The sequence below is a fragment of the Rubripirellula amarantea genome, assembly GCF_007859865.1.
Taxonomy (GTDB): domain Bacteria; phylum Planctomycetota; class Planctomycetia; order Pirellulales; family Pirellulaceae; genus Rubripirellula; species Rubripirellula amarantea.
This window is the reverse complement of the sequence record NZ_SJPI01000002.1, coordinates 687010-709584: the sequence shown is the minus strand read 5'-3', so window position 1 is coordinate 709584 and position 22575 is coordinate 687010. Positions and strand designations below refer to the sequence as shown.

The following is a 22575-nucleotide window of genomic DNA, read 5'->3' as shown; positions in this document are numbered from 1 at the left end:
CTACGCCTGTGGCAACCACATCCGAAGCAACTACGCCCTCTGTGATCACTAAGCCCGTCGCTGGCGGCGCCACAAGTCATGAACTTTCGGCGTGGCATGCTTCGTTGCCGATCGACTTGACGACTTTTACGACCGCTAAGCTCACCCACCCCGCCCCCATCCCTTTTTCATGACCTCTCTTTACCCCATCATCAGCAGTGTCATGGGGGTGTTCCTGGTGATGGCCGTTGGTGCGATATGCCGTCGCACGGGTTGGTTGACTCCGCAAGCCGACCGAACGTTGGCATCGCTGACGGCGAATGTGACCTTACCGGCTTATTTCATTCACAAAATTCTCGGTAGCGAAGAATTCGGCTCGCTGACAACCGCTTGGCCGCCACCGCTGTTCGGTTTCTTTTCAACCGCGGTCGGGTTTGGAATCGGACTTCTCTTTGCCCGAGTGGTGGGTCCCCGCGTGGGCCTGGACAGCGACGCCAAGCAGCGTGCGTTTGCGTTGTGCGTCGGCATCTGTAATTACGGATACATCCCGCTTCCGTTGGCTGAAAAGTTCTATCCGGAAGTCCTGCTCGAGCTGATCTTGCACAATGTCGGAGTCGACTTGGCGTTATGGAGCGTCGGGATCATGATCATCAGCGGTTCCGGTGGTGGTCAATGGAAGAAGGCAGTCTTTAGTGCTCCTCTGCTCGGCGTGGTGTTCGCGTCGAGCATGCGACTACTCAGCTTTGATCAGTACCTTCCCGATCCCATTTTGACAGCGATCGGAACGCTCGGTGATTGCGCGATTCCGTTGGGCCTACTTCTTGGCGGTGCGATCATTGTCGACTTCATGGGAACTTCCGGTGGACTAGGTTCATGGAAGGTGATCGCGTCGGGAATATTCTTGCGGCAACTGGTCATGCCCGCCCTGATGCTCACCGCCGCCATGCTATTGACCAGTTCGGTGGACCTCAAACGCGTGATGATTCTGGAAGCCGCGATGCCGGTCGCAATCTTCCCCATTGTTCTGGTACGACTTTACGAGCGAGATACCAAGACCGCGATTGAGGTAGTCTTATCGACGTCGATCGCCGGCATCGTCTTGATCCCAGCGTGGCTCGCCATCGGAGCATGGTGGCTAGGTCTGTAGCTCCAACAAGCAACCCCAAACCGAGGACGCGATCAAGAGTGCAGGGGTGGTCGGATTCAGGTCGACGGTTCCGATGTATCACTCGGCGATTCATCTCGCCCGCCGCTTGATTCGATTTACAACGCAAATCGTCAATCGGCCTTGGCGATAAGACTTGGAAGCACGGTCAGATTGACGATCGTTCCCACCACCAACGTCGCGGCGACCAAGACACCGAATGTTGCTGTGGGAACAAACTCGCTTGTGGCCAATCCGCCGAACCCAATCACCAACGCCAGAGTCGCGAAAATCATCGGCACGCCAATCGCCGCCGAGGCATGAGTGGCTGACTGCTTCGTGCTGCGGCCTCTGGCGATCATGCGGCGGTACGATGCTAAGAAATGCACGCTTCCGTCAATCGACAATCCAATGGAAACAGCCGCGATCATTGCTGACCCCATGTTGACCTTGCTGCCGAGCAAACCAATCGCGGAAATCACCAGCAAAGCAGGAAGCAAATTGATAGCCAGCGCAATCGTCGCTCGCTTGATTGAGCGACCCGAGACGACGAGCAACAACCACACCAACACGGCGGAAGCGAAAAAGCATCGCCAACCGTCGTCGATCAACCCGTCGATCAGTCGCGCCATCAACACGTAGTAACCGGTCACCTTCGCCGTTTTGCCGACCTCGCTGGCGGCGACAACTCGTTCGACTTCGGCAATCAATTTCATTTTCTGATTCGCGTCGAGATCCTCCTCGCTGCGAATCATTAATCGCAATCGTCGAGTTTCTTCATCCAATGGTTCCGTCATCAAGGCTTGGTAGAACACGGGCATCGTTTGTTGCATGCCAGCCAAACGAGTCTTGGCCGCCAAGAGTCGCATCAACGTCACTCGGGAAAGCACCGAATCGGCATCCGCAAGGCTTAACACTTTCGACAATCTCGCACCGTCGACGTCGACACGCCGGAGTTCATGTTCCAACTTCCGTACTTTCTTCAAGAACGAAGATCCCACTTCCGCAGGAGCGTCGATCAACACGTCCCATACGCCGGCCCCACCGAATTCGTCTTCCACTCGCTCGTAAGACTTCACCAGCGAACTGTCGTCCCTGAAATTCTTTAGAAAGCTCGTTTCGGTTTCAACTCGTTGCCACCCCAGCGCGATGAACACGGACATCGCCAGGCACGCGATCGCAATCCAGGTGAAGTGCTGAACGGAAAACTTCGCCACGATCAAGCATCCGCGATGGATGGCTCGCTGCAACGGCTCAAGAAAAGAACGTCGAATACGAGTAAACGGACTCGAAAGCAATGCCATCGACGGTGCACTTAACAAAAGTGGTCCGATCAACGCCAAGCCCAACAACACCGCTGTCGCAGCAATCGCAATCATGATGCCGAACTGACGAACCGGCAAAATCCGGGACACGCCCAACGCGGCAAAGCCAGCGGCGTCGGTTGCGCAGGTCAATGCGATCGGAAGCATCAGCATCGAAAGCGCCGTAAATGCGGCTGTCCTGGAACTGCCTTGTCGTCTGCGAACGATGCGGAAACGTACACCGATGTGCAACACCGATGTGACCGTGATGACCGTCGTGATCGCGGCCAAGATCGTGCTGACCAAAGACAATTCGGTTCCCATCCATTGCATCGTGGCTTGGGTCATCGTGACCGCCCAACCGATCACGACAATCGACAAAGCGACCAGTCGCAAATCGAGCAGTGACACCAAGACGACAAGTGAAAGCAACGAAAGTGTTAGCGTCGCGAGCCAAACGCCATCTCGTTCGATCAGGGCAAAGGCTTCCTCGATCAACACCGGCTCGCCCACAAGATCGATGTCATCAATCAGCGTTAGGTCGATTGCGTTTTGTTCATCAGCCGTAGTTTCACTGGTTGATGAACGATCCGGATTGGTGTCATTTGACTCAAGGCCACTCACCACATCGCGCATGCCCTGAATGGCGGCTTGAGTGTTGCCAGGATCGAGCATCGCGACGACGGCGCCGTGAGCGTGGTCTGGGGAATGCGTGTATCCCACAAACATTTGGTCGAAGCCACGTGAGATCGGATCGCGACGATTGAGCAGCGGCTCGGAACCGGTCAAGAACGAGCCGGGACGGATTTGCTTAACCGCGGCGTTCAGGACCGAGGGCGACAGCACGCCGGTCACCCCTTCGACCGCGGCAACTTGGGCGGTGATCGCTTGATTGCGAGCGATACCGTCGTCGGACCACAAATCCGCGTCGTGATAGACGAGCATCACGACGGCGTTGCCACCGAACTCGGATTGAAGTTGCTGGTAACTTTGCAGCGTTGGGTCGCTGGGGTCGAACATCGCCGTGATGGATCGATCGAATTCCAGTTTCTGAGCACTCGGCCAAGCGACCGCGAAGGTCAACAACGCCAGGACTATTCCGATCCAGCGATACTGGATCAGCCACTCGGCAATACGCTTTTGATAGTTCAACATACGACTTTTCTCTCCCGCCGGGCGGGAGGCGTAAGGTATGCTGCTCGCACCAGTCCGTCGAGAATGGTTCGCTGGCCGATACTCTTGAGCCAACCGAGACTTATCAACCCGTCGAAATTGCTTGGCAAGCCGAGATCGCCCCGAAAGCCGTGTATGAACCGCATCGTTGTCATCCTGTTTGTTGCGACCGTTTGTGTTCGCGGTTTGATTGGGTTGGCTTCTTTTTCAAGCCTTAGCGACGATCCCGACGCCTATCGAGCCATCGCCGAGACTTTGCGCAGCACTGGAGTGTATGGTCTGGTTGGCAGCGACGGTCAACCGCACCCAACAGCCTTTCGTCCTCCGCTGTATCCTATCTTGCTGTCGATGCTGGCCACCGGCGGAGCCGTTTTACCAATCGCGGTTGTGCTTTTGCATAGCTTGATGGCTGGCGTTACGGTCGTTGCCACGTACCTTGCCGCTGGCTATTTCGTACAGGTCGGTGCGGATCGTGGCGGAGAATCCGATCGGGACTGGATGATTCCAATCGTTGCATCGGCCCTCGTAGTGATCGACCCGATCTTGGTGCAGCAGTCTCGGATGGTGATGACCGAAACGCTTGCGGCGATGCTGGTGGCGATCGTTCTTTGGTGGATTGGTCGCGAAGCACAACGACGCGAAGACGAAAGCCACCGGCTCAACCGACTCGATCTGTCGTCCGCCGCGGTACTGGGGGGACTCCTTGGACTCGCGTTCCTGTGCCGACCAACGTTCCTTGTCTGGGCGGCGTTCGTGGTGCTTGGCTACGGGATCTTGGGTGCTCGGCGTAGCATTCCCACCATGATACCGATTCGGTTTGCCTGGAAAACCGCGGCGACGATCGGGTTAGTCTTCGCCATTCCGCTCTGCTTGTGGACCGCGAGAAACGTCGGACAGATGGGGCATCCGATCTGGGGAACTTCGCACGGTGGGTACACGCTGCTGCTTGCCAACAATCCAAAGTTCTACGATTACCTTCGATCGGGCAGTTGGTTCTCGGCTTGGCAGACCGATTCGTTTTTTGATGCTTACGCGCATCGCTACGATGGCGACATTCGGACCGAACAATTCTGGGACACCGATTGGACTGACGTGCCGGTTCGCTCATTGAGCAACGACCAGCAAGATCAGGGAAATCTGGGAGATCAGGGAATGTCGAAGGTGACTGAAGTCAACGATGACCGCATGCTTTACGAGGGAGCCAAGGCGGTCATCCGGCGTCATCCCGTCATGTTTGTTTATTCCTGTGTCGTTCGGACCTGCCGTTTGTGGGCTCCGTTTCCGCACTTAGTCGCGGGACGATCTGTTCTTTTGAGCCTCATCGCGGGGCTGTACTACGTCGCGTTCTTTGTTGCGGTGATTGTGGGTGTCAAAGCGATGAGGCATCGTTATCGACATCCGATTGCTTGGACCAGCTTCGCGTTGGTGCTGGCGCTAACCATCGTCCATTCGGTGTATTGGACCAATGCTCGCATGCGAGCTCCCGCCACACCCTGCCTAGCGATCTTCGTTGCCGTCGCGGTTTGCCAACTGCCTCAACGGTGGAACCTGAAAAAACGACTCGCTTAACCAAGCGGCGCCGCGAGCTGGTACGGCGGGTCACTCCAGCTCAACCGATGCGACCAGTTCGCCGATCAATGGGGCGACCAGTTCGCCAATCAATGGGATTGCATCACCTGAGGCCATTTCGAGGGGCCTACGCCCAGCCCACCGGCCAAGGCATCTACCTGTTCAAGGCTGCCTAGTCGGGTTAGCTGCTGAGCGATATAATGAAGTGAAACACACCCAAAATCCGCATTTTCCATTTGTCGAAGGGACATCCATGTCAGTCGGAGAAGGTTTAGAGAACGTTGAAATCAAGGTATCCAAGGACGATCTTGATGAGGACGGCTTTGCCACGCTTTGGAACATTGCCTCGGCTTCGTGCGACGGTGATCAGGAACTTACCCGAGCTTTGGCTTCGGCGTTCCTAGGATTCTTGTGCAAAAAGGAATGTGACTTTGTCGTGACCAGCACCTCAGGCGCTGAGTACTTGGACAATTGGTTCGAAAAAGACAACAAGATCTTGTATCAATGGAAACCTGATAGCGAGATGGTCGACGTCGTCGCTCAGCACGCGGAAGTGCCGTTCTTGGCGTTCCGTAGCTACATGGAAAACCAAAAGTTCAAGGCTACCGCGAACTACAGTCCCCGTCGATCTGATCGCGTGGAGTGGTTCCAAAACAAATGGTGCGTGGGTTAACCATTCATCAAAGTGTTGTGCGGTTAATGCTCGCTGCGGACTGCGGTTCGAGTGAGCATGCGGGCGTTTAGCTAGCCCGATTTGCACGATCTGAATGCACGTCCTAACGGAGTCAGGCAGCAAGCGGAATGATTTCCGTCGCCCAGGATGCCAAGCGCCCTTTCGACACCATCGAAGCTCCATCACCTACCCGCACTGATTGACGAGTCGGCGGGCATCTGCGCGCGATTAGCCGAGATTTCGCCGGGCGAAACGCTCGCGTTCTCTGGTGTTTGGGGATGCCTTCGCGGAGTCTTCGCAGCGGCAGCAGCCCGCCAGAATTCCAGCATCTTGATGATCGTCCCGCACGCCGCGGATGCCGACATCGTCGCCGGTGATGCGATTGCTTTTGGCGTTGAAGATGCAATCTCGCTGCCTCTTTCCGCCGCCGATATTACCGCGGCCGCCATCCGCGACGAAGACTACGCCGAGCGTTTGCAGGTGCTTCAGCGTTGGGCCTCGCACCCATCGGGCTCTCCGAGTCCTTTGTTGGTAACAGCCTTCATCGGTGGTGCCATGCAGAGGGTGCCGACTCCCAAAACACTCGAAGACTCTACCCGGCGTATCGCGGTTGGCGACGAAGTCGACCCCGAAGAAATCCGTCGCTGGCTTGCCGAAGCTGGGTTCGCTTCCACGACCGCGGTTCAAATGCCCGGTGAGTTCGCGACGCGCGGCGGCCTTCTGGATATCTATTCCGCCGATCAACCGCTGCCCATTCGAATTGAATGGTTTGGTGATGAGATCGAGTCGATTCGGCGGTTCGACATCGGTTCCCAACGCAGCATCGAAGCGATCAGTCACGTTGAGATCGCAGCGGTGGGAGTGTCAGATTCGGATGACGAAGACGCTCATGTCGACGATGAATCGCTCGGTTCGATTGCCGATTACTTGCCCGACGATACTTTGGTGGTGATTGTCGACGCCGACGATGTTAAGAAAGCCGCCGATGATTTGGTGCGCCGAAGTGGCGAGCGCGGCAACCTGATTCCGCACAACAAGCTACTCAAGTCATTTGCCAAGCATCGCATCGTCACGGCAACCATGCTCGCGGGCGGCCCTCGCAAGAAGATGGTCGATCTCAATTCCACCGGCGCCGATGCGTTTGCCGCTTCGCTAGATGAAACCCGCACCCGAATCGACACGGTCGCGGCGGGACATGAAGTGATCTTGGTCGGCGACACGCCCGCCGATGGCGAACGTTTAACGGAACTGCTGCACGACACCGAAGCATCACGGCAAGGTCGAATTCACCTCGATATCGCCCAGATCAGCGGCGGTTTCCGACTCACCAAAGCCAATGTGCTTGTGCTTACCGGCGCAGAGCTCTTCCATCGCTCCCCCGTGCGGCGCGGACGATCGCGTTCACGCGGGAAACCGATCGGCAGCTTGATGCAGCTCGATCCGGGCGACCTGGTCGTTCACCTGTCCTACGGCATCGGGCTTTACCGCGGTCTTAAGCACATCGAAAAGAACGGTCAACACCTCGAACACTTGACCATTGAGTTCGACGGCGGCACGAAGATCTATGTGCCCGCGTCCCGAATTGGGTTGCTGCAACGCTATGTCGGTGGGACAAAAACTCAACCTAAACTCGCCAAGATCGGCGGTCAGTCCTGGGAACGTCAGAAGAAGGCGGCGGAATCGGCAGTCACGGACATGGCCGTTGAGTTGATCGAAATGCAGGCCCAACGTTCATCGCTTCGAGGCATCTCGTTCGATGTCGACAATGAATGGCAACGTCAGTTCGATGCGAGTTTCCCATACGTCGAAACGCCTGACCAAGCGACCGCGATCGCGACGCTAAAGGTTGACATGGAATCCAATCGACCGATGGATCGATTGATATGCGGTGACGTCGGCTTTGGCAAAACGGAAGTCGCGATGCGGGCGGCATTCAAAGCAGTGACCAGCGGTTACCAAGTCGCCGTGCTCGTGCCCACCACTGTTTTGGCCGAGCAACACTATCACAACTTCCGCGAACGCATGGCAGAGTTCCCGGTTGATATCGCCAAGCTAAGCCGTTTTTGCACAGCGTCTCAGCAACGGCAAACGGTCAAAGAGCTCCGGCGTGGCAAGGTCGACATTGTTGTCGGTACACATCGTCTGGCTAGCCAAGACGTCGACTTCAGTCGCCTTGGCCTAGTTATCGTCGACGAAGAACAGCGTTTCGGTGTGGCTGTTAAAGAGCGACTCAAGACACTGCACTCGAACGTCGACGTGCTCACGCTATCGGCGACTCCGATTCCTCGCACCCTGCACATGGCTTTGGTTGGCGTTCGCGATATTAGCAATTTGGAAACGCCTCCCGCCGAACGACGAAGCGTGGAAACCGTCGTAGCTCGCTGGGACGACGAGTTAATACGCATGGCGATCGTGCGTGAACTCAACCGAGGCGGACAAATCTTCTTCGTTCACAATCGTATCGGCGACATGGATAGCGTTGCCGCCAGAATCAAGTCGATCGTTCCCGAAGTTCGCATTCAGTGTGGGCACGGACAAATGGGCGAAGGCGAACTCGAACAAGTCATGGTGGACTTCATCGAGCATAAGTTCGATTTGCTGCTTGCGACCACGATCATCGAGAGCGGCTTGGACATCCCTAACGCCAACACGATTTTCATTGACGATGGTGATCGGTACGGGCTCAGTGACCTGCACCAACTGCGGGGTCGAGTCGGTCGCTACAAACATCAAGCGTATTGCTACCTGCTCGTCGATGAACACAAGCACCTTTCGCCCGAGGCAACGAAGCGGTTGCGGGCGATTGAAGAGTTTTCGCAAATGGGTGCGGGTTTCGCAATTTCGATGCGCGACTTGGAAATCCGTGGTGCCGGCAATTTGCTCGGAAGCCAGCAAAGTGGACACATCGCAGCGGTCGGTTACGAGTTGTATTGTCACCTTCTCGAAGACGCCGTTCGCCAATTGCAAAAGCTACCGCCCAAGTTGTCGGCGGATGTTGATATTGATTTGCCGGTCGAAGCGTATTTACCCGAAGGCTATGTTCCGGACTTGCGACACAAGATCGACCTTTATCGCCGGATCGCAAAGATAAACAACGCCAAAGAAATTGGGGACGTTCGCGAAGAGCTAGTCGACCGTTTCGGTGCTTTACCGCCTCCGGTGCAACGGATGTTAGAACTTGCAGAATTGCGTCTCGATGCTGCCGCGTGGTTGATCGCATCAATCACCAACAACGACCGGTTCATCGTTTTGCATTACACCAATCGGCAACGCATGGAACAGTTGGCAAAGTCTAGCTCGATTCCGATCCGCATTGTTGACCATGCCAAGGCGTACATTCCAACTCAAGCGTACAACATGAGTGTCGATGAAGCCGGCACCAGTTGGCTGCAACTTGCTCGCGCAGCACTTCACTTGGGCTGACCTAGAACACTTGCGCTCACCTACGTCACTTGAGTTGATGCCGAAGGCGAGCGTTTTTGATCATTAAACCGCTCGCAACGATACGCAACGTCTCCGGCCAGTGCCCAGCCAACGCATAACGAACTGGCGACTCGTTCTAACCCCAGTCGCAACCAGCGTATTGGTGCGATTAAACCTGCTTTAAGCCCAACGTTTTGGCCCAGTGTCCGTCTTTGGCAATCAAACGCTCGTCGTTTCCGTTTGCACCAGCGGCTTCGCAGAGTCCCAGGTACTCGTTGAGTTCGTCCTGAACTTCTTCCTGCACCAGAGCGTTAATCGTCGCTGGCGTGATATCTCGCAGAACGTTGTAACCCAAACGTGCTGCGGATGATTGAACGAGCGTTGCCTCGATTCGGTAAATCACTTGATTGCACCAACTATCCATCGACACGGCGCTAGCGCCAAGCTGGACCAACTTGGCGGCGTCCGAAGGCGTTAAGTCACCTCCATGGATCCACAGCGGAATCACGTTGCCCGATTTGGCGATTGCACGGGAGGCGAAACGCGTTGCTGCGGCCATCATCAGCCCGTCGAAGCCAACGTCATCACATCGCAAGATCACACCGTCTGGGTTCTGCGACAACACCAGAGGCAATTCAGCCGCGATTCGATGCGGATTCATGGACACCATCACCGCCGCCTTCGGCGCCAGCGCGTGCAGTTGATCAATCTTGGCATTCAAGTGATCTAACGAAGGGACGTCGGGCGGGAACGTCGCCGCTGGCACCCAACCACCGCCAGCCAGCGGAGCATCGTCGGCTGTCGCTTCCCAACGTTGAATCTGCTTTGGCGAATAAGCGAACCGTCCGTTCTCGTCGCGTGTGGTAGCCAATCGCAAGTCCACCACCGAAACGTGATCAAAGTCGTCCGCCAACAATCCGTATCGTTCGGGACGATAGGGAATCATGCGGTGGCGTGGAACCTGAACTTCCGCTGAATGAAACGAGGCCGGTGAACTCTCTTCGGACAAATCACGCAATAGCGCCGAGACAACCACTCCCATGTCAGCGATGATGCCGGCGACAACATCCGCAACCACCGCGGGAATGCGATGCCAAGGTGGATCCAACCAAAACGCCGGCAAAGGCAGATTCACCACCGATTCATCACTGCGTCGGATCGTGACCGCGGTGCCTGTGCCAGCATCAGCCGAAGTCCCCGTCCACAACTTGCCCGTGGGAGGCGGCATGAAAATCAGTGGTGCGAGTCGATCATTCATCAAAGCAGATAAGTCGGAAAGAATTCAATGGAAGAAGAAAGTGAACGGAACGGCGAGGCCACCAGAAATAGACGAATGGAAACCATGGCAACTTGCTGAGTCCGCGTTGCCATGAATGTTGGCGAGCATTTTCGGGTGTGGTTAGACATGCGAACTTTGATCAGCGCCAATGCGGGTTCACTTCCCCCCGGCCAGCCATCTCGGCCGCCAACATTGCTTCGGGAACGATTCGTCGGAAGTCTTTGGAGTCGCCTCGAATGGAAGCGTTGATCAGCAGCAACCCCAACCGCAGTGTTTCGCGTTTCCGCAGCGGAGCCTCGGTGACGCCCGGTGCCAGACTCTTGTACTTACCGCGAACAAACACCGTCACATTGTTCATCGCGTCGCCTAAGTTGTGTCCCGCGTTTCCGCCAATCACCAACATGCCTCCCAATGCACCGATGCCACATTCATCACCCACATCGCCGCGAACGAAGATACCACCGCCTCGCATCGCTCCGCCACAACGGTGACCGGCGTTGCCATAGACGGCCAACGTTCCGCCACTCATCGCAGCCCCCGCTCCATCACCGGCATCACCACGAACGCGAATCGTTCCGCCAATCATTCCTTCGGCGACTCCGTGTCCGACTCCGCCGGTGGTACGAACATCGGCTTGGCTACTAAACGCGAATGCGTAATCACCGAGCGAGCCTTCCACTTGCAAACGCACCGGATGATCTAAACGCATCAGTGCGTTGTGTTGCCCGTTGGCTCCCGTGATCGCAACGTTGACCAGATCTTGGTCGTCGGCCGACGCGGGAATCTCATGAATCGCTTCGCGCAGTTCAGCCAGACTCATCTTGTCCATGGCGAACTGATGTTGCACCGAAGCTAACAAATCACCCAGTGACGATCCGCTGATCTTCGTTGCGGATTTGCTCGATTCAGATGACGACATCTTAGTGCTTTGATTCCCCTCACCACCGATCGCATTGCAGTAGACCTGCGATCCAGAGACGAGGAAAGGAAGAATAGACGAGGGCAGAAGTAGGTCGCCAGGAGATTGCGGGCTATGCCAGCACGCCCCGGACGATGGCTTCCATTCTAACCGCTGCGTCCTGCCCTGCGGCGAGAACTTCCTGGTGGTCGGCCACATTCGGGCGATCGGGGTCCGCCACATTGCTCACCATCGATAAACCCAGCACTTTCATGCCCAATTCACCAGCCGCCAACACCTCTGGCACCGTACTCATCCCGACGACATCGCCGCCGATCTTTCGCATCATTCGGTACTCAGCCCGCGTTTCGTAGGTCGGTCCCAAGGTTGCCAGGTAACATCCAAACATGACGCTGAAATCGGCTCGCATGGCTGCAACACGAGCAGCTTCCATCATGCTTTCGTCATAGATCGGGTGGCGACTCGATTGACCCAACCTCGATCGGCCGCTGGCATTGAACGCAAAGGTTCCGCCCATCAAGTTGATGTGATCGCGGATGATCATGATGTCGCCGACCTTTAGCTTGGGATTTACACCACCAGCAGCGTTGGAAACGATCATCCGAGTCGCGCCCAAGGCCTGCATCACGCGGACCGGATACGCGGTCTCGTCATTGGACCATCCTTCGTATCGATGAAAGCGTCCCGCCATTGCGACGACCGAAACCGACCCAAGCGATCCAAAGATCATTTGCCCGCGATGTCCGCCGGCGGTGGAACGTACGAAGTCCGGAATGTCGTGATAGTCGACCGCAAGAGGATCTTCGATCAGATCAGCCAAACCACCGAGCCCACTGCCCAAAATGATCGCCACTTCCGGGGAACGTCTATCGCCGAGAAGTCCGTTTAGATAATCGACAGCGTGCGTCAGTTTCATTTTGGTCTCACAGCGGGTTGTTCACGGGAGCAACAATGCAACGAACCGAGGCCCCACACTAAGTCTCGACAATCCACGCGAGTGATCTGAGCACCCGACACGTCAGCCAAAACTTCGGCTGCCTCATCGTCGGTACTCGCACCAAACGACGGCATCAAGATTTGGTCGCGACCAAGTCGCAAGTAGTTGCAATAACTTTCGGGCACTCGCGTTGAATCAATGAAACGAGGTGGCGGAATGCGCAAAGGGTGGACCGTGACCTGGGGGTACGTTGACGCGCCCCACAATTCAAGCTGCTTCAAGTTTTGTCGCAGTCCATCGTGGTTGGGATCATCTTCGTCAGCCACCGCGACCACCAGATTGCGTTTATCGATGAAGCGAGCGACCTGGTCGATGTGTCCGTCGGTGTCGTCGCCATCGAGTCCGCCGCCATCAACCCAAACAATTTCGGTGACGCCGAGTTGCTCGTATATTTCGCGACAAACCTGTTCTTTGGTCCAACCCGGATTGCGGGAATCGACCAACAGGCATCCGGGCGTCGTGAGCATGCGGTGATCGCCATCGAAATCAACGCTACCGCCTTCGAGTGTCAATCGACTCGACACGCACTTCATTCCAAGTCGTTCGGCAATCCTTGCGGCTGCCTTGTCGTCGTCGTCCCAGGGCGGATACTTCCCACCCCAAGCGTTGTAACGCCAATTGACCGCGTGCAGTTCACCCGTGGAACGCGAGGCGACAAAGGTGGGACCGTAGTCTCGCATCCACGCATCGTTGGTCGGCACGTTGAATAGATCGACCGCGTCGATGCCTTGCGTCATCTCGGCGGCGCGCTGAGCGACATTGCCGCTGGCCAGAACTCCGACGCGCGCGTGGGGAGCGATTTTGCGGATCAGATCCAAGTAAACCAATTCAATCCGATCGAACCGCGGCGTTCCGTTCTCGCTGCCGGGCCAAGTATCACGGTTGTGAGGCCAAGCCAACCAAACGCGCTCCACCGGTTCCCAGTCCGCGGGGACTCGATTGTCAACAGAAGATGGCATGGATGCCTGACCTGTGAATACTCGCCCGATCGCGTTGCGACCAAGCCGGAACGTCCATCTCGAAAGGTTCAGCGTGAATAGACCAGCCGAGATAGTTCGGCTGGGGAGGGTTTAACGTCGTCCGGCTGAAGCGCAACCGACCACCCAGCCTACTCAGGCTTGATTTCTTCTTTGACGCGTTGAACGAAGTGCGGCGATTTCCCGCCCTTGCTCAACTCCGTTGCTCGCTTGCGAGCTTCGCTTTCTTGATCAAATTCAAACACAGCAACGCGTTTGAGATTTTGGCTGAAGACGCCCCAATAGAGACGCAAGCGGACATCCGCTGCGCTCTTGGCTTTGCGTTTGCCGGACTTTTTCTTCGCTTTCGCTTCCGCGACGAGTCGTTCGGCAGCTTCGGCCTCGGCTGCTTTTGCTTTGCGACTGACGACCTGACGGGCCATGAGCAGTTGTGGGTTTGAGAGGGTTCAAGTAGAAACGGCCACCCTTCCGCGGTGGCGACAACAAGATAACTTAACAAACGACTTCTTACCTGCGAAGCCGGGGACAGCCATAGAATTATTCGCGGTTCTAACCGTTAAGGGACGCGTATTCGGAAAGAACCCTACAATACGGTGGGTTTCATCGGCCATTTGGCGATAAAATCCTTAAAACCGCTATCGTTTTCGACGTTCAAGGACCAGAATTTCGTTGAATCCAACACCGTTGGCGACAACGATAAATGGATTCCTTAACATCACTTTCGGATGCAGCGTTCCTCTGATCATTGACGCACCGTTCCTATGCCTGAAGTATCCATCGTCGTCGCGTGCTACAACGCGCAGCCTTTCGTGGCGCAGGCGATGGATTCGATCATTCACCAAACGTTCGCTGATTGGGAACTAATCGTCGTCAACGATGGTTCCACCGATGGCTCAGGATCGTACCTTCGCGAGCTTGCCCAGACTGATTCTCGCATCATCCTGATCGAACAAGAAAACCAAGGCCAACAAGCGGCCGCCAACGCTGGCATTGCCGCCGCATCCGCACCGCTGATCGCTCGCATGGATGCCGACGACATTTGCGAACCGGATCGCCTAGCCTTGCAAGTGGCTTATCTGAAAAGGCATCCCGAAGTGGGATTAGTGGGCGGCCAGATTCGACGCCTCGGTGAACGTAGTGCGGGGTTGGCATCGAACTTTCCGCTCGATCATGATTCCATCGTCGCGGCACTTCGCAAAAATCACCACGCGATCTGCAATCCGACGATCCTGTTTCGCAAGTCGCTGTTTGATTCCATCGGCGGTTATTGGAAGCATGACATCGCGGAAGATTGGGACATGTTCCTAAGGATGGGCGAAGTTTCGCGATTGGCGAACCTGGACACGATTTTATTGTCTTATCGATTCCATACCGGCAGTATCAACGGCCGCCGTATCGTCGAGGCTCAGCTTTATAACGAGTATGCTGCAGCGACGTCGTGGCAGCGAGAACGACACGAAACGGAAAGTACGTTCGAAGAATTCCTGCAATCCCATCGTTGCAATCGTTGGCCGTCATCGTGGATGTTTGTGGTCGATTGCCTTTCTATCGGTCAGTACCGAAAAGCGATCGCTGAACTTTATGGTCGTCGCAAGATCCGTGGATCGGTTCGCTTGGCATGTGCTTTGATGATGTCGCCCGGTCGTACGCTGCGTCGATTGGGCAATATGGCCGCTAAAAAAATACATCGTGCGGAAACCCCGGGGGCACGTTCACCTGTCCCCACAACCCCGTCGCCCGTGAAGACGTTCGCACCGGCGTTCGACCATTCGCCTTCTAGTTCCATTGAAACCACTGCTGACGTGTAGCGCCGCGTCTCAATCACAACCCACCGGCACGACTGACGTTCACGAAGCATCATGGAAGATCTCTTCATCAATTCGCGACTGACCATTCCGGCGGCACAACTTTCTTGGTCCGCGGCACGCAGCGGAGGCCCGGGCGGTCAAAACGTTAACAAGGTGAACTCCAAAGTCACGCTGAAGTGGTCCGTCGAGCAATGCGAAGAAATGGACGAACATTGGCGACGTCGCTTTTTGTCTCGCCATTCCAATCGCATCAACAAAGCCGGCGAGGTCGTGCTGCAGAGCGAAAAGTATCGGGATCAAGTTCGCAATTTGGCGGACGTTCGTCAAAAACTCGTTGACTTGTTGCTAGAGTGCCAATCGGCACCCATCAAACGCAAGAAAACTCGTCCCACCAAGGGAAGTCAGCGGCGGCGTTTGGACCAAAAAAAACAGAACAGCCAAAAGAAGCAAGGCCGAGGCGGTTCGTGGAAAAGCGAGTGAGGAATTGCCAATGCTTCACGTTCAATTCGTGGCTGCTATAATTGGTTGTTATACTCCTTGGAATCGCTGCCTTTGGCAAAACTGCTCGTAACCTGTCAGCCGTTTTTTGGAATCCTGTTCACACCAAGTCGCTCGGCAAAGTACCTTTAGATTGGGGTGAGTGCGATTGAATGCTCGTACGAATCGGACCAAGGCTCGCTGGCGAACTTGATACGCGGGTGAACTTGATACCCAAGTGACTTTGATACGCGGGTGAACTAGGTGAACTTATCCGGCGGGTGAACGAAACGAACTTTGATTTGACGAACACAGCAGCCTAGCGAACCGGACAGCGCGGATAGCTGAGTTGTTTTTCGCTCAGGACGAGCAAACTATTTCCTGACTTATCTTTTCATAGCAGACGAACGGATTGATGAAACGACATCCCCATATCGACGACTTGCTGGCAAAGTGGAAGTTCGACCCCGAAACCCTGAATGTCCGCATGACCAAGGGCAAAGATGGTCGAGACGTCTTGCAGATGCGAGTCGACATGGGAATCCTGCAACTTGAAACGACCGGGCGTCCCGACGGGGAATCGATCGACGAGCATGAATCGATGCTCGAGAAACTGCAACACGTTCACCTGAACGATCCCGCTTACGTCTTGACCGAAGACGAGTGCGGCGAAGTCGATCGCGAATTCATGCAGTTCTACCACCGACGAATTTGCTGGTTGCGGCTCCAGTATTACAACCGCGCGGTGATGGACGCCGATCACACGCTTCGCTTGATGGACTTATCGAGTGTCATGAGTCCCGACGAAGAATGGTCTCAATCGCACGAACAATATCGACCATTTGTGCTGTTCCATCGTACGCAAGCCGATGCGCTCGGGCACTTGGAAGAGGAAGACGGCGAGACCGCCGAAGATGCCGTTCAAGCGATTAACGCTGGACTGGAAATCATGCGCGCGTTTTTCATCAAACACGAAGCCGAAGAACACTTCGACGAAGACGAACTGGTCACGCGTTTGGTCGACCTTCGCGAATCGCTGCGAACCGAATACCACGTCGGGCAAACGCTAAAGGAAAAACTCGCCGAAGCGGTCGAGCACGAACAATACGAACTCGCCGCCCAACTTCGCGACGAACTTAGCCGTCGGCACGAAAACTAGTCGGCGCGGGCATCGCGGTTCGCTTTGCTGTAATGATTCGCCGTATTGGTTTGCCGTACTGATTTGCTGCGGTCTCGCTCTTCGTAGCCCTTCCCCCTAGTCGCTGCTCTTGCCTGATCCATCACGCTTCTCGCTGATCACCCCCGCCCCGTTGGGTTCGTCGACGTGGCTGCTGAATCTACGGACCTTTGCCGTTGCGGGCCAACTCGCAACGATCATCGCCGCTCGCGTTTTCACCGACGTGGAACTACCGTACCAGTCGCTGTTTCTGTTGGTGTTGTTAACAGCGGTCACGAACGTGGCCTACGGGTTCACCCTGCGTTGGCCCACCCAGCGACACGCCCGGTTTCAAGACGATCAATCCTCGGGCGTTCGGCACGGTCTTGCTTTGGGGTTGATGGTCCTGGATTTGATCACCCTGACGTTGATGTTGCACCTTAGCGGCGGCGCGGGCAACCCGTTCACGTTCTTCTACTTCGTGAACCTCGCCGTTGGCGGTGTGATGATCCGCCCTCGAGCTGCTTGGATTCTGACGGCGACCGCGGTCATCGGCTACACGTGCTTGCTGTTTCTTTCTCGATCCATCCCAGCACTCAGCTTTCCCTTAGATGTGGAAACCATGCCCAGTGCGATTAGCCATCTGCAGCGGGTCGGATTGCTGTTTGCGTTCACCACTTGCGCCAGTGTGGTGACGTACTTCGTCACGCGGACCGCCGGTGAACTTCGTGCACGCGAACGGCAACTGCTGATCGCCCAAGCTGAACAGGCCGCTTCGCATCGACTCGAGGGATTAACAACGTTGGCCGCCGGAGCCGCGCACGAACTCGCGACACCACTTTCGACGATTGATGTCATCGTGCGAGAACTTTCGCGTCACCTCGAAGACGTTGCCAAGCCCGAATCGGTCGATACTGATCTGCGATTGATCGACGCTCAATTGGACATGTGCCGTCAAATCCTGCAGCGGATGCGATCGGCGGCCGGTGATTCGATGGCCCAGCGATGGGACCGCACGACGGTCGGCGACCTGATCGATACAACGCTTGAAGGCATTCGTGATCCCCACCGCGTGGATGTCACCGATGGGACCGAGGCGGTTGAATCAACCGCCCTTTGGGTTCCGCAAGAAGCCGTCGCCCAGGCCGTTCGCAATCTGATCCACAATGGTTTAGACGCCAGCGGCAATGAAGGCCGTGTGCTGCTATCCTCGCAAGTCAGTGACGAGACATTGCAGTTGACGGTGGTCGATTCTGGCGACGGAATGAGCAGTGAAGTGCTCCATCGGGCCAGCGATCCGTTCTTTACCACCAAAGAACCTGGTCGCGGGATCGGGCTGGGACTCTTTCTCACCCGCAATGTGATCTCGCAACTCGGCGGAACCTTAAACTTCAATTCCAAAGTTGGACAAGGCACCACCGCCACGGTAACCATTCCGCTCAAACGCGATCCAGATTCGCAATCGCACGACTAGCCATGTCGGTGGGTCCGACCGACTTGCCACCGCACGACCTGGATTGTCAGCCACATCGCCGTAAGCATCGTTGCGAAGATCGTCACGAGTATCGCCGTGAACATCATCACGCACATCGCAGTGAGCTTCTTCGCTGGCTAGGTCGTGAACGTCTGCGTGAACTTTCGCGAAATCCAGCCGCCGATTGCCTCGTTGTTGGCTCGTATCGGCCGCAATAGATTCCGTTTGACTTACCGATCGTGTAGACTGTCATGGATCACGATTCCAATGACGAGGAGCTCTGCAAGTGGACAACGACACCAACGCTTCGACGACTGTTTACGACGCCACCATGGTGGGTGCCGACAGTATACTGTTGGTCGACGATACGTTCGTCCTTCGTGAGCGTCTTGCCCTGGCAATGCAACAACGGGGCTTCCGCGTTGAAACCGCTGGCACGTTCGATGAAGCGGTGGAGGTCTTTCGTCACCGTCCGACCGACTTGGCGGTGCTTGATTTGCGAATGCCCGGCCGCAGCGGCTTGGACCTGTTGCGTCGTTTGCTGCAAATGAAGCCTGACACGCGGATCATTATGCTGTCGGGTTTCGGCAGTATCCCGGCGTCGATTGATGCGATCCGTGCGGGCGCGGTGAATTTCCTGAGCAAGCCTTCCGATACCGACGACATCCTGGGTGCCTTCGTGCGAGGCGAAGAACCCACCGTGCCCGATGGAGCACTCGCCTTTCCGGCACCCAGCTTGGCACGCAACGAGTGGGAACACATTCACCGAGTCCTATCCGACTGCGGCAACAACATCTCCGAAGCCGCTCGGCGGTTGGGCATTCACCGCCGCTCGCTGCAACGCAAACTTCGCAAACGAGCCCCCGAAGACCCGGCGATACCACAACCTCTCGATGACCAGGATATCGACGATAACCTAGACCAAGACGACGAGTCCTAGCGGCAAGGACACCATTACCGTTTTCGAGCGACCCATGTTTCCGGCGAGTCCAACATCAGTGGCTCGTGAAAGACGGTTAGCTGATCTCCCTGCTCTTGGATCCACGCGTTTAACTCCGACGTCAAACTTTGCTGCACGTCAGCCAGATCGGAATTGCCTGCGAGGTTGTTGAGTTCGTGTGGATCGCTTTTCAGATCGAACAGCTCGAATTCCGGACGACCGTAGTATCTGGCAAGCACTTTCGCGGCGTGCTCATCCGTCTTCGCCGCCTGTGTCCATTCTTCGAAGTAGTCACCGGAAGTCGTTCGCCGCAGCAGATCGATGTGGGTCGTGAATGCGAACTCGGGGTGAGGATTCCAAATCAGTTTGTAACGGTCCGTGCGAACACTGCGACTCAGATAGACGTTCATCATTCGGTCACCGCTGTGCACGGTAAAGATTCGATCGCGATGAGAATCGGATTCACCGTCTAGAACCGCTTTGAACGATCGTCCGTCCAACTTCTCGGGAACGTGACCGCCACCGATGTCGATCAACGTCGGCAACAGATCAATCCAACTCACCATCGCATCGGTTCGCGATCCAGCCTTGACCTCGCCCGCGCGGGCCACGATCAACGGCACTCGAATCCCCTCGTCATACAGCGTCCATTTCCCAAACGGAAATTGAGCTCCATGATCGCTCGAAAAGACGAACACCTGATCTTTTGAAAGGTACTTGTCCGTCAACTCGCGAAGTTCACTCAAGTAAGCGTCCAGGTCTTTGACCTCCTGCAGGTAACGTGAACGCTGGACTCGGGTACGTGGTGTGTCGAGCAATTGAGGCGGCATGGACATCGTTTCCGGATCCACGGTCGACTCGCGAGGCCACGGAACATGAGGGTTCGAGACACCGACGAACAACGCCAGCGGTCGCGGGTCGTTACGCTTTTCAAGAAACCTCTTCACGCGGATCTGCACATCAGGAATGTCCTGCTTCAAATCAGTCACGTCGAACTTATATCCCGACGCGCAACTTCGGTGAGCAACTTTGCCAAATGCTGCAGTTTGATAACCGAGCTCGCTCAAGACGTATGGCAACCGCAGAACGTCTTCCCGCGGGCAACTGTGGTTTTCTTCAGCGCCGTTTCGAGCTGGCATCAACCCGGTAAGCAACGCCGCCCGGCTAACCGCGCAAGACGGGCTCGCAACGAACGCTCGATCGAACGTCAATCCATCCGCCGCCAGACGATCGATCGCCGGAGTCTCAATCCTCGTTCCGCCATAGATCGAAAGGTCCGCCGCCGACAAATCGTCCGCCAGATAAACAATCACATCCGGCCGTCGCGGTACCTCACCAGCCGCCGACGTGACAACCAGAAAGACACTGCAAAACGCAGCAACCAGGAAACGATTCATAGGATTTCAACGCATGAAAGAAAGCGGCCCCCAACAACGACTCACCCAACCGCAAGCCGCCCGCCCATCCTAAAGCAAATCCCGCAACCGCGTGCTGCTTGTTGGTCCCAAACGAGGAATGTCTTAACCCAGCGATTCGACCTCGCTGGCCGCGGTAATGGCAGCGCAATCCCCGTGCAGCGTCATCGGCCTGAACGCCTTAAGCTTGAACCTCACCGAGCTTTGGGGTAGTGGACAAGGCAACAAGGCCGTCAGCGTTGGCGGAGACAAGGGACTCGTAGCCTCGTCCACGACACCCGGCTGAGATTGAACTGCAAACAGAAAATGAAGCAGTGCTTCGAACCAGATTCGGCTGCCCCTGCCTTGCCGTCATCGGTAGCTACGAACGAATGCTGCGGACAACTATAAGAACGTCGCGGAGCAGCGGTTCGAGTGTATCCGAGTGTTGGTTAGTCACGAGGCAAATGTGTAGCTAGTACGCAACGAATCGGCTGGAGAAACGGGATGAATTTGGCTTATGCCTTACCAGCAATAGAGTTCTTGGCCGGATCGGATGAGGAGGTTGCCTTGGGTGTAGGCGGGGGTGGCGGCGATGGGGGCGTCGAGGCTGTGTTGACCTAGTAACTCGAATCGCTCGCTGGCGGATATCAGGCTGATCGTGCCGTCCAGACTCGTCGTGATCATGGTGTCGCCAACGACGATCGGCGAAGCGCTGTAGTTGCCACCGATCCGCTGTTTCCAAAATACTTCACCGTCACTGGCGCTGACGCATGACGCGATGCCCTTGTCGTCGATCATGAATAACCGTCCTTCCTTCAACACCGGGGTGGGCACATAAGGAGCATTGCGGTCGATTCGGTAGATCTGCTGCGGCGATTCGCCTTCTTGCTTGGGAATCCGAACGGCTACCAACGCATTCCCGCCACCGCCGCTGCCGGTCGTGGCGATTGCGATGTCACCAAACACGATGGGTGTGCTGCAACATCGCTTGTCGAACACTTTCTTATTCCACAGCATCTTGCCGTTAGCCGAGTCGATTCCGAAAATCCCGTCTCCTGTATTGGATCCAATGAGTTGCTGGGTTTGCCCATCGTGAAACGTCGCGGGGGTGCCGTAGCATGATCGCGTGGCGGTGAGCTTGGTGTTCCAGATCGTTTCGCCGCTCGTCGACGACACTGCGACTAAGTTGCTGGTTCCTGGAGTTTGACCGGGATCCATTTCAGCGGCTTGTTGCGACAGCAGGATGACCACTGCCGACGTTCCGTCCGCCTGGGTGATCAAACGGGGTGAGGTGCCGAAGCCGTGCGAGGACACCCAACTGCCGAAATCTCGTTTCCATACCTCATTGCCATCGTGGTCCACGCAGATCAACCAGGTATGTTCGACCGATGCGTAAGCGAAGTAGACGTGTTGATCGTCCACGGCCGGGGTACAGGATCCCAGTGTGTTTCGAGAATGAGTTCGCGAAGGCATTTGGTCGTGCCGAGTGATCCAATTTTGCTGGCCGGTCGCCAGGTCGCGAGATTGCAGCGAAATCGTTTTGGCGGCCGAGTCCGTGCTGAGCAAGTAAACCGAATGCCCGTACACGACGGGCGATCCGACATCGGTGCTGCCTAAGTCGACTCGCCATTTTGGCTTACCGCTGGGAAAGGCCTCGGGCAACGATTCACCGGCGACATAGCCCAAGCCTTCGGGACCATGAAAGCGTGTCCAGGACGAATCGTCAGCATCGACCTTCGACACCATTACCGCCGAAACGGTGGCGACAAGGATGACGATTGAACATCGAAAAGTAACGGGGAAACGCGTCATCGGGATCTCGGGGAAGGCGGCATGAGCGGCCCTTGATTCGCCTCTCACCCGACCGCCAAGCACTTCAGGGGTGC

The 22575-nt window shown here is 56.1% G+C and carries 17 protein-coding genes; 9 read left to right on the top strand and 8 right to left on the bottom strand.

Annotation, left to right across the window (positions count from 1 at the left end; genetic code table 11):
• Positions 1 to 169 precede the first annotated feature (169 nt).
• On the top strand, positions 170 to 1126 hold the full coding sequence (locus Pla22_RS15930) for an AEC family transporter (protein WP_146515821.1): 957 nt from the start codon (positions 170 to 172) through the stop codon (positions 1124 to 1126).
• A gap of 131 nt (positions 1127 to 1257) precedes the next feature.
• Here Pla22_RS15930 and Pla22_RS15925 read toward each other — a convergent pair whose 3' ends face one another.
• Positions 1258 to 3582, bottom strand: a complete 2325-nt coding sequence (locus Pla22_RS15925; RefSeq protein ID WP_146515820.1) for an efflux RND transporter permease subunit — start codon at positions 3580 to 3582, stop codon at positions 1258 to 1260.
• A gap of 153 nt (positions 3583 to 3735) precedes the next feature.
• Here Pla22_RS15925 and Pla22_RS15920 point away from each other — a divergent pair, with 153 nt between their 5' ends.
• The 3 genes from Pla22_RS15920 (at position 3736) to mfd (ending at position 9265) form a co-directional block, all read left to right on the top strand.
• Positions 3736 to 5169, top strand: coding sequence for a hypothetical protein (locus tag Pla22_RS15920; protein ID WP_146515819.1), 1434 nt, complete (start codon positions 3736 to 3738; stop codon positions 5167 to 5169).
• A 253-nt stretch (positions 5170 to 5422) separates the two neighbouring features.
• On the top strand, positions 5423 to 5842 hold the full coding sequence (locus Pla22_RS15915) for a hypothetical protein (protein ID WP_146515818.1): 420 nt from the start codon (positions 5423 to 5425) through the stop codon (positions 5840 to 5842).
• A gap of 147 nt (positions 5843 to 5989) precedes the next feature.
• The gene (gene mfd / locus Pla22_RS15910) at positions 5990 to 9265 is read left to right on the top strand and encodes a transcription-repair coupling factor (RefSeq protein ID WP_146515817.1); all 3276 of its coding nucleotides are present in this window, start codon (positions 5990 to 5992) and stop codon (positions 9263 to 9265) included.
• A gap of 169 nt (positions 9266 to 9434) precedes the next feature.
• Here the strand turns inward: mfd and Pla22_RS15905 are convergent, their stop codons facing one another.
• From Pla22_RS15905 to Pla22_RS15885, 5 genes are all read right to left on the bottom strand, one after another.
• Entirely contained in the window at positions 9435 to 10523 is a 1089-nt protein-coding gene (locus Pla22_RS15905; RefSeq protein ID WP_146515816.1) for a hypothetical protein, read from the bottom strand.
• Positions 10524 to 10683: 160 nt separating this feature from the next.
• The gene (locus Pla22_RS15900; RefSeq protein ID WP_242632094.1) at positions 10684 to 11463 is read right to left on the bottom strand and encodes a tributyrin esterase; all 780 of its coding nucleotides are present in this window, start codon (positions 11461 to 11463) and stop codon (positions 10684 to 10686) included.
• A gap of 112 nt (positions 11464 to 11575) precedes the next feature.
• Entirely contained in the window at positions 11576 to 12379 is an 804-nt protein-coding gene (locus Pla22_RS15895; RefSeq protein WP_146515815.1) for a purine-nucleoside phosphorylase, read from the bottom strand.
• The gene (locus Pla22_RS15890; protein ID WP_146515814.1) at positions 12376 to 13419 is read right to left on the bottom strand and encodes an agmatine deiminase family protein; all 1044 of its coding nucleotides are present in this window, start codon (positions 13417 to 13419) and stop codon (positions 12376 to 12378) included. The genes Pla22_RS15895 and Pla22_RS15890 overlap by 4 nt, the downstream gene beginning before the upstream one ends.
• 149 nt (positions 13420 to 13568) lie before the next feature.
• On the bottom strand, positions 13569 to 13859 hold the full coding sequence (locus tag Pla22_RS15885) for a hypothetical protein (protein WP_146515813.1): 291 nt from the start codon (positions 13857 to 13859) through the stop codon (positions 13569 to 13571).
• Between the two features lie 339 nt (positions 13860 to 14198).
• Here Pla22_RS15885 and Pla22_RS15880 point away from each other — a divergent pair, with 339 nt between their 5' ends.
• The 5 genes from Pla22_RS15880 (at position 14199) to Pla22_RS15860 (ending at position 19292) form a co-directional block, all read left to right on the top strand.
• Positions 14199 to 15245 carry a glycosyltransferase family 2 protein gene (locus tag Pla22_RS15880; protein ID WP_146515812.1) on the top strand — a complete coding sequence of 349 codons (1047 nt, stop codon included), beginning with the start codon at positions 14199 to 14201 and terminating at the stop codon, positions 15243 to 15245.
• Between the two features lie 51 nt (positions 15246 to 15296).
• Positions 15297 to 15725, top strand: coding sequence for an alternative ribosome rescue aminoacyl-tRNA hydrolase ArfB (gene arfB / locus Pla22_RS15875; protein ID WP_146515811.1), 429 nt, complete (start codon positions 15297 to 15299; stop codon positions 15723 to 15725).
• Positions 15726 to 16137: 412 nt separating this feature from the next.
• Complete coding sequence (locus Pla22_RS15870) at positions 16138 to 16881, top strand: UvrB/UvrC motif-containing protein (protein WP_146515810.1); 744 nt, start codon at positions 16138 to 16140, stop codon at positions 16879 to 16881.
• 109 nt (positions 16882 to 16990) lie between these two features.
• A complete protein-coding gene (locus tag Pla22_RS15865; protein ID WP_242632093.1) occupies positions 16991 to 18352 on the top strand; it encodes an ATP-binding protein in 1362 nt (453 codons plus the stop codon).
• Between the two features lie 286 nt (positions 18353 to 18638).
• Positions 18639 to 19292 (top strand): response regulator transcription factor, encoded by a 654-nt coding sequence (locus Pla22_RS15860; RefSeq protein ID WP_242632092.1) that lies wholly within the window; start codon positions 18639 to 18641, stop codon positions 19290 to 19292.
• A gap of 14 nt (positions 19293 to 19306) precedes the next feature.
• On the opposite strand, the gene Pla22_RS15855 is transcribed toward Pla22_RS15860, so the two are convergent.
• Entirely contained in the window at positions 19307 to 20689 is a 1383-nt protein-coding gene (locus Pla22_RS15855) for a sulfatase family protein (protein ID WP_146515809.1), read from the bottom strand.
• Positions 20690 to 21211: 522 nt separating this feature from the next.
• Entirely contained in the window at positions 21212 to 22501 is a 1290-nt protein-coding gene (locus Pla22_RS15850; protein WP_165440705.1) for an outer membrane protein assembly factor BamB family protein, read from the bottom strand.
• Positions 22502 to 22575 lie beyond the last annotated feature (74 nt).

What these genes read in the sequence shown, in the direction of transcription:
- Pla22_RS15930 (WP_146515821.1), top strand. Translation starts at nt 170, where the DNA reads ATGACCTCTCTTTACCCCATCATCAGCAGTGTCATGGGGGTGTTCCTG.
- Pla22_RS15925 (WP_146515820.1), bottom strand. Translation starts at nt 3,582, where the DNA reads ATGTTGAACTATCAAAAGCGTATTGCCGAGTGGCTGATCCAGTATCGC.
- Pla22_RS15920 (WP_146515819.1), top strand. Translation starts at nt 3,736, where the DNA reads ATGAACCGCATCGTTGTCATCCTGTTTGTTGCGACCGTTTGTGTTCGC.
- Pla22_RS15915 (WP_146515818.1), top strand. Translation starts at nt 5,423, where the DNA reads ATGTCAGTCGGAGAAGGTTTAGAGAACGTTGAAATCAAGGTATCCAAG.
- mfd (WP_146515817.1), top strand. Translation starts at nt 5,990, where the DNA reads ATGCCAAGCGCCCTTTCGACACCATCGAAGCTCCATCACCTACCCGCA.
- Pla22_RS15905 (WP_146515816.1), bottom strand. Translation starts at nt 10,523, where the DNA reads ATGAATGATCGACTCGCACCACTGATTTTCATGCCGCCTCCCACGGGC.
- Pla22_RS15900 (WP_242632094.1), bottom strand. Translation starts at nt 11,463, where the DNA reads ATGTCGTCATCTGAATCGAGCAAATCCGCAACGAAGATCAGCGGATCG.
- Pla22_RS15895 (WP_146515815.1), bottom strand. Translation starts at nt 12,379, where the DNA reads ATGAAACTGACGCACGCTGTCGATTATCTAAACGGACTTCTCGGCGAT.
- Pla22_RS15890 (WP_146515814.1), bottom strand. Translation starts at nt 13,419, where the DNA reads ATGCCATCTTCTGTTGACAATCGAGTCCCCGCGGACTGGGAACCGGTG.
- Pla22_RS15885 (WP_146515813.1), bottom strand. Translation starts at nt 13,859, where the DNA reads ATGGCCCGTCAGGTCGTCAGTCGCAAAGCAAAAGCAGCCGAGGCCGAA.
- Pla22_RS15880 (WP_146515812.1), top strand. Translation starts at nt 14,199, where the DNA reads ATGCCTGAAGTATCCATCGTCGTCGCGTGCTACAACGCGCAGCCTTTC.
- arfB (WP_146515811.1), top strand. Translation starts at nt 15,297, where the DNA reads ATGGAAGATCTCTTCATCAATTCGCGACTGACCATTCCGGCGGCACAA.
- Pla22_RS15870 (WP_146515810.1), top strand. Translation starts at nt 16,138, where the DNA reads ATGAAACGACATCCCCATATCGACGACTTGCTGGCAAAGTGGAAGTTC.
- Pla22_RS15855 (WP_146515809.1), bottom strand. Translation starts at nt 20,689, where the DNA reads ATGAATCGTTTCCTGGTTGCTGCGTTTTGCAGTGTCTTTCTGGTTGTC.
- Pla22_RS15850 (WP_165440705.1), bottom strand. Translation starts at nt 22,501, where the DNA reads ATGACGCGTTTCCCCGTTACTTTTCGATGTTCAATCGTCATCCTTGTC.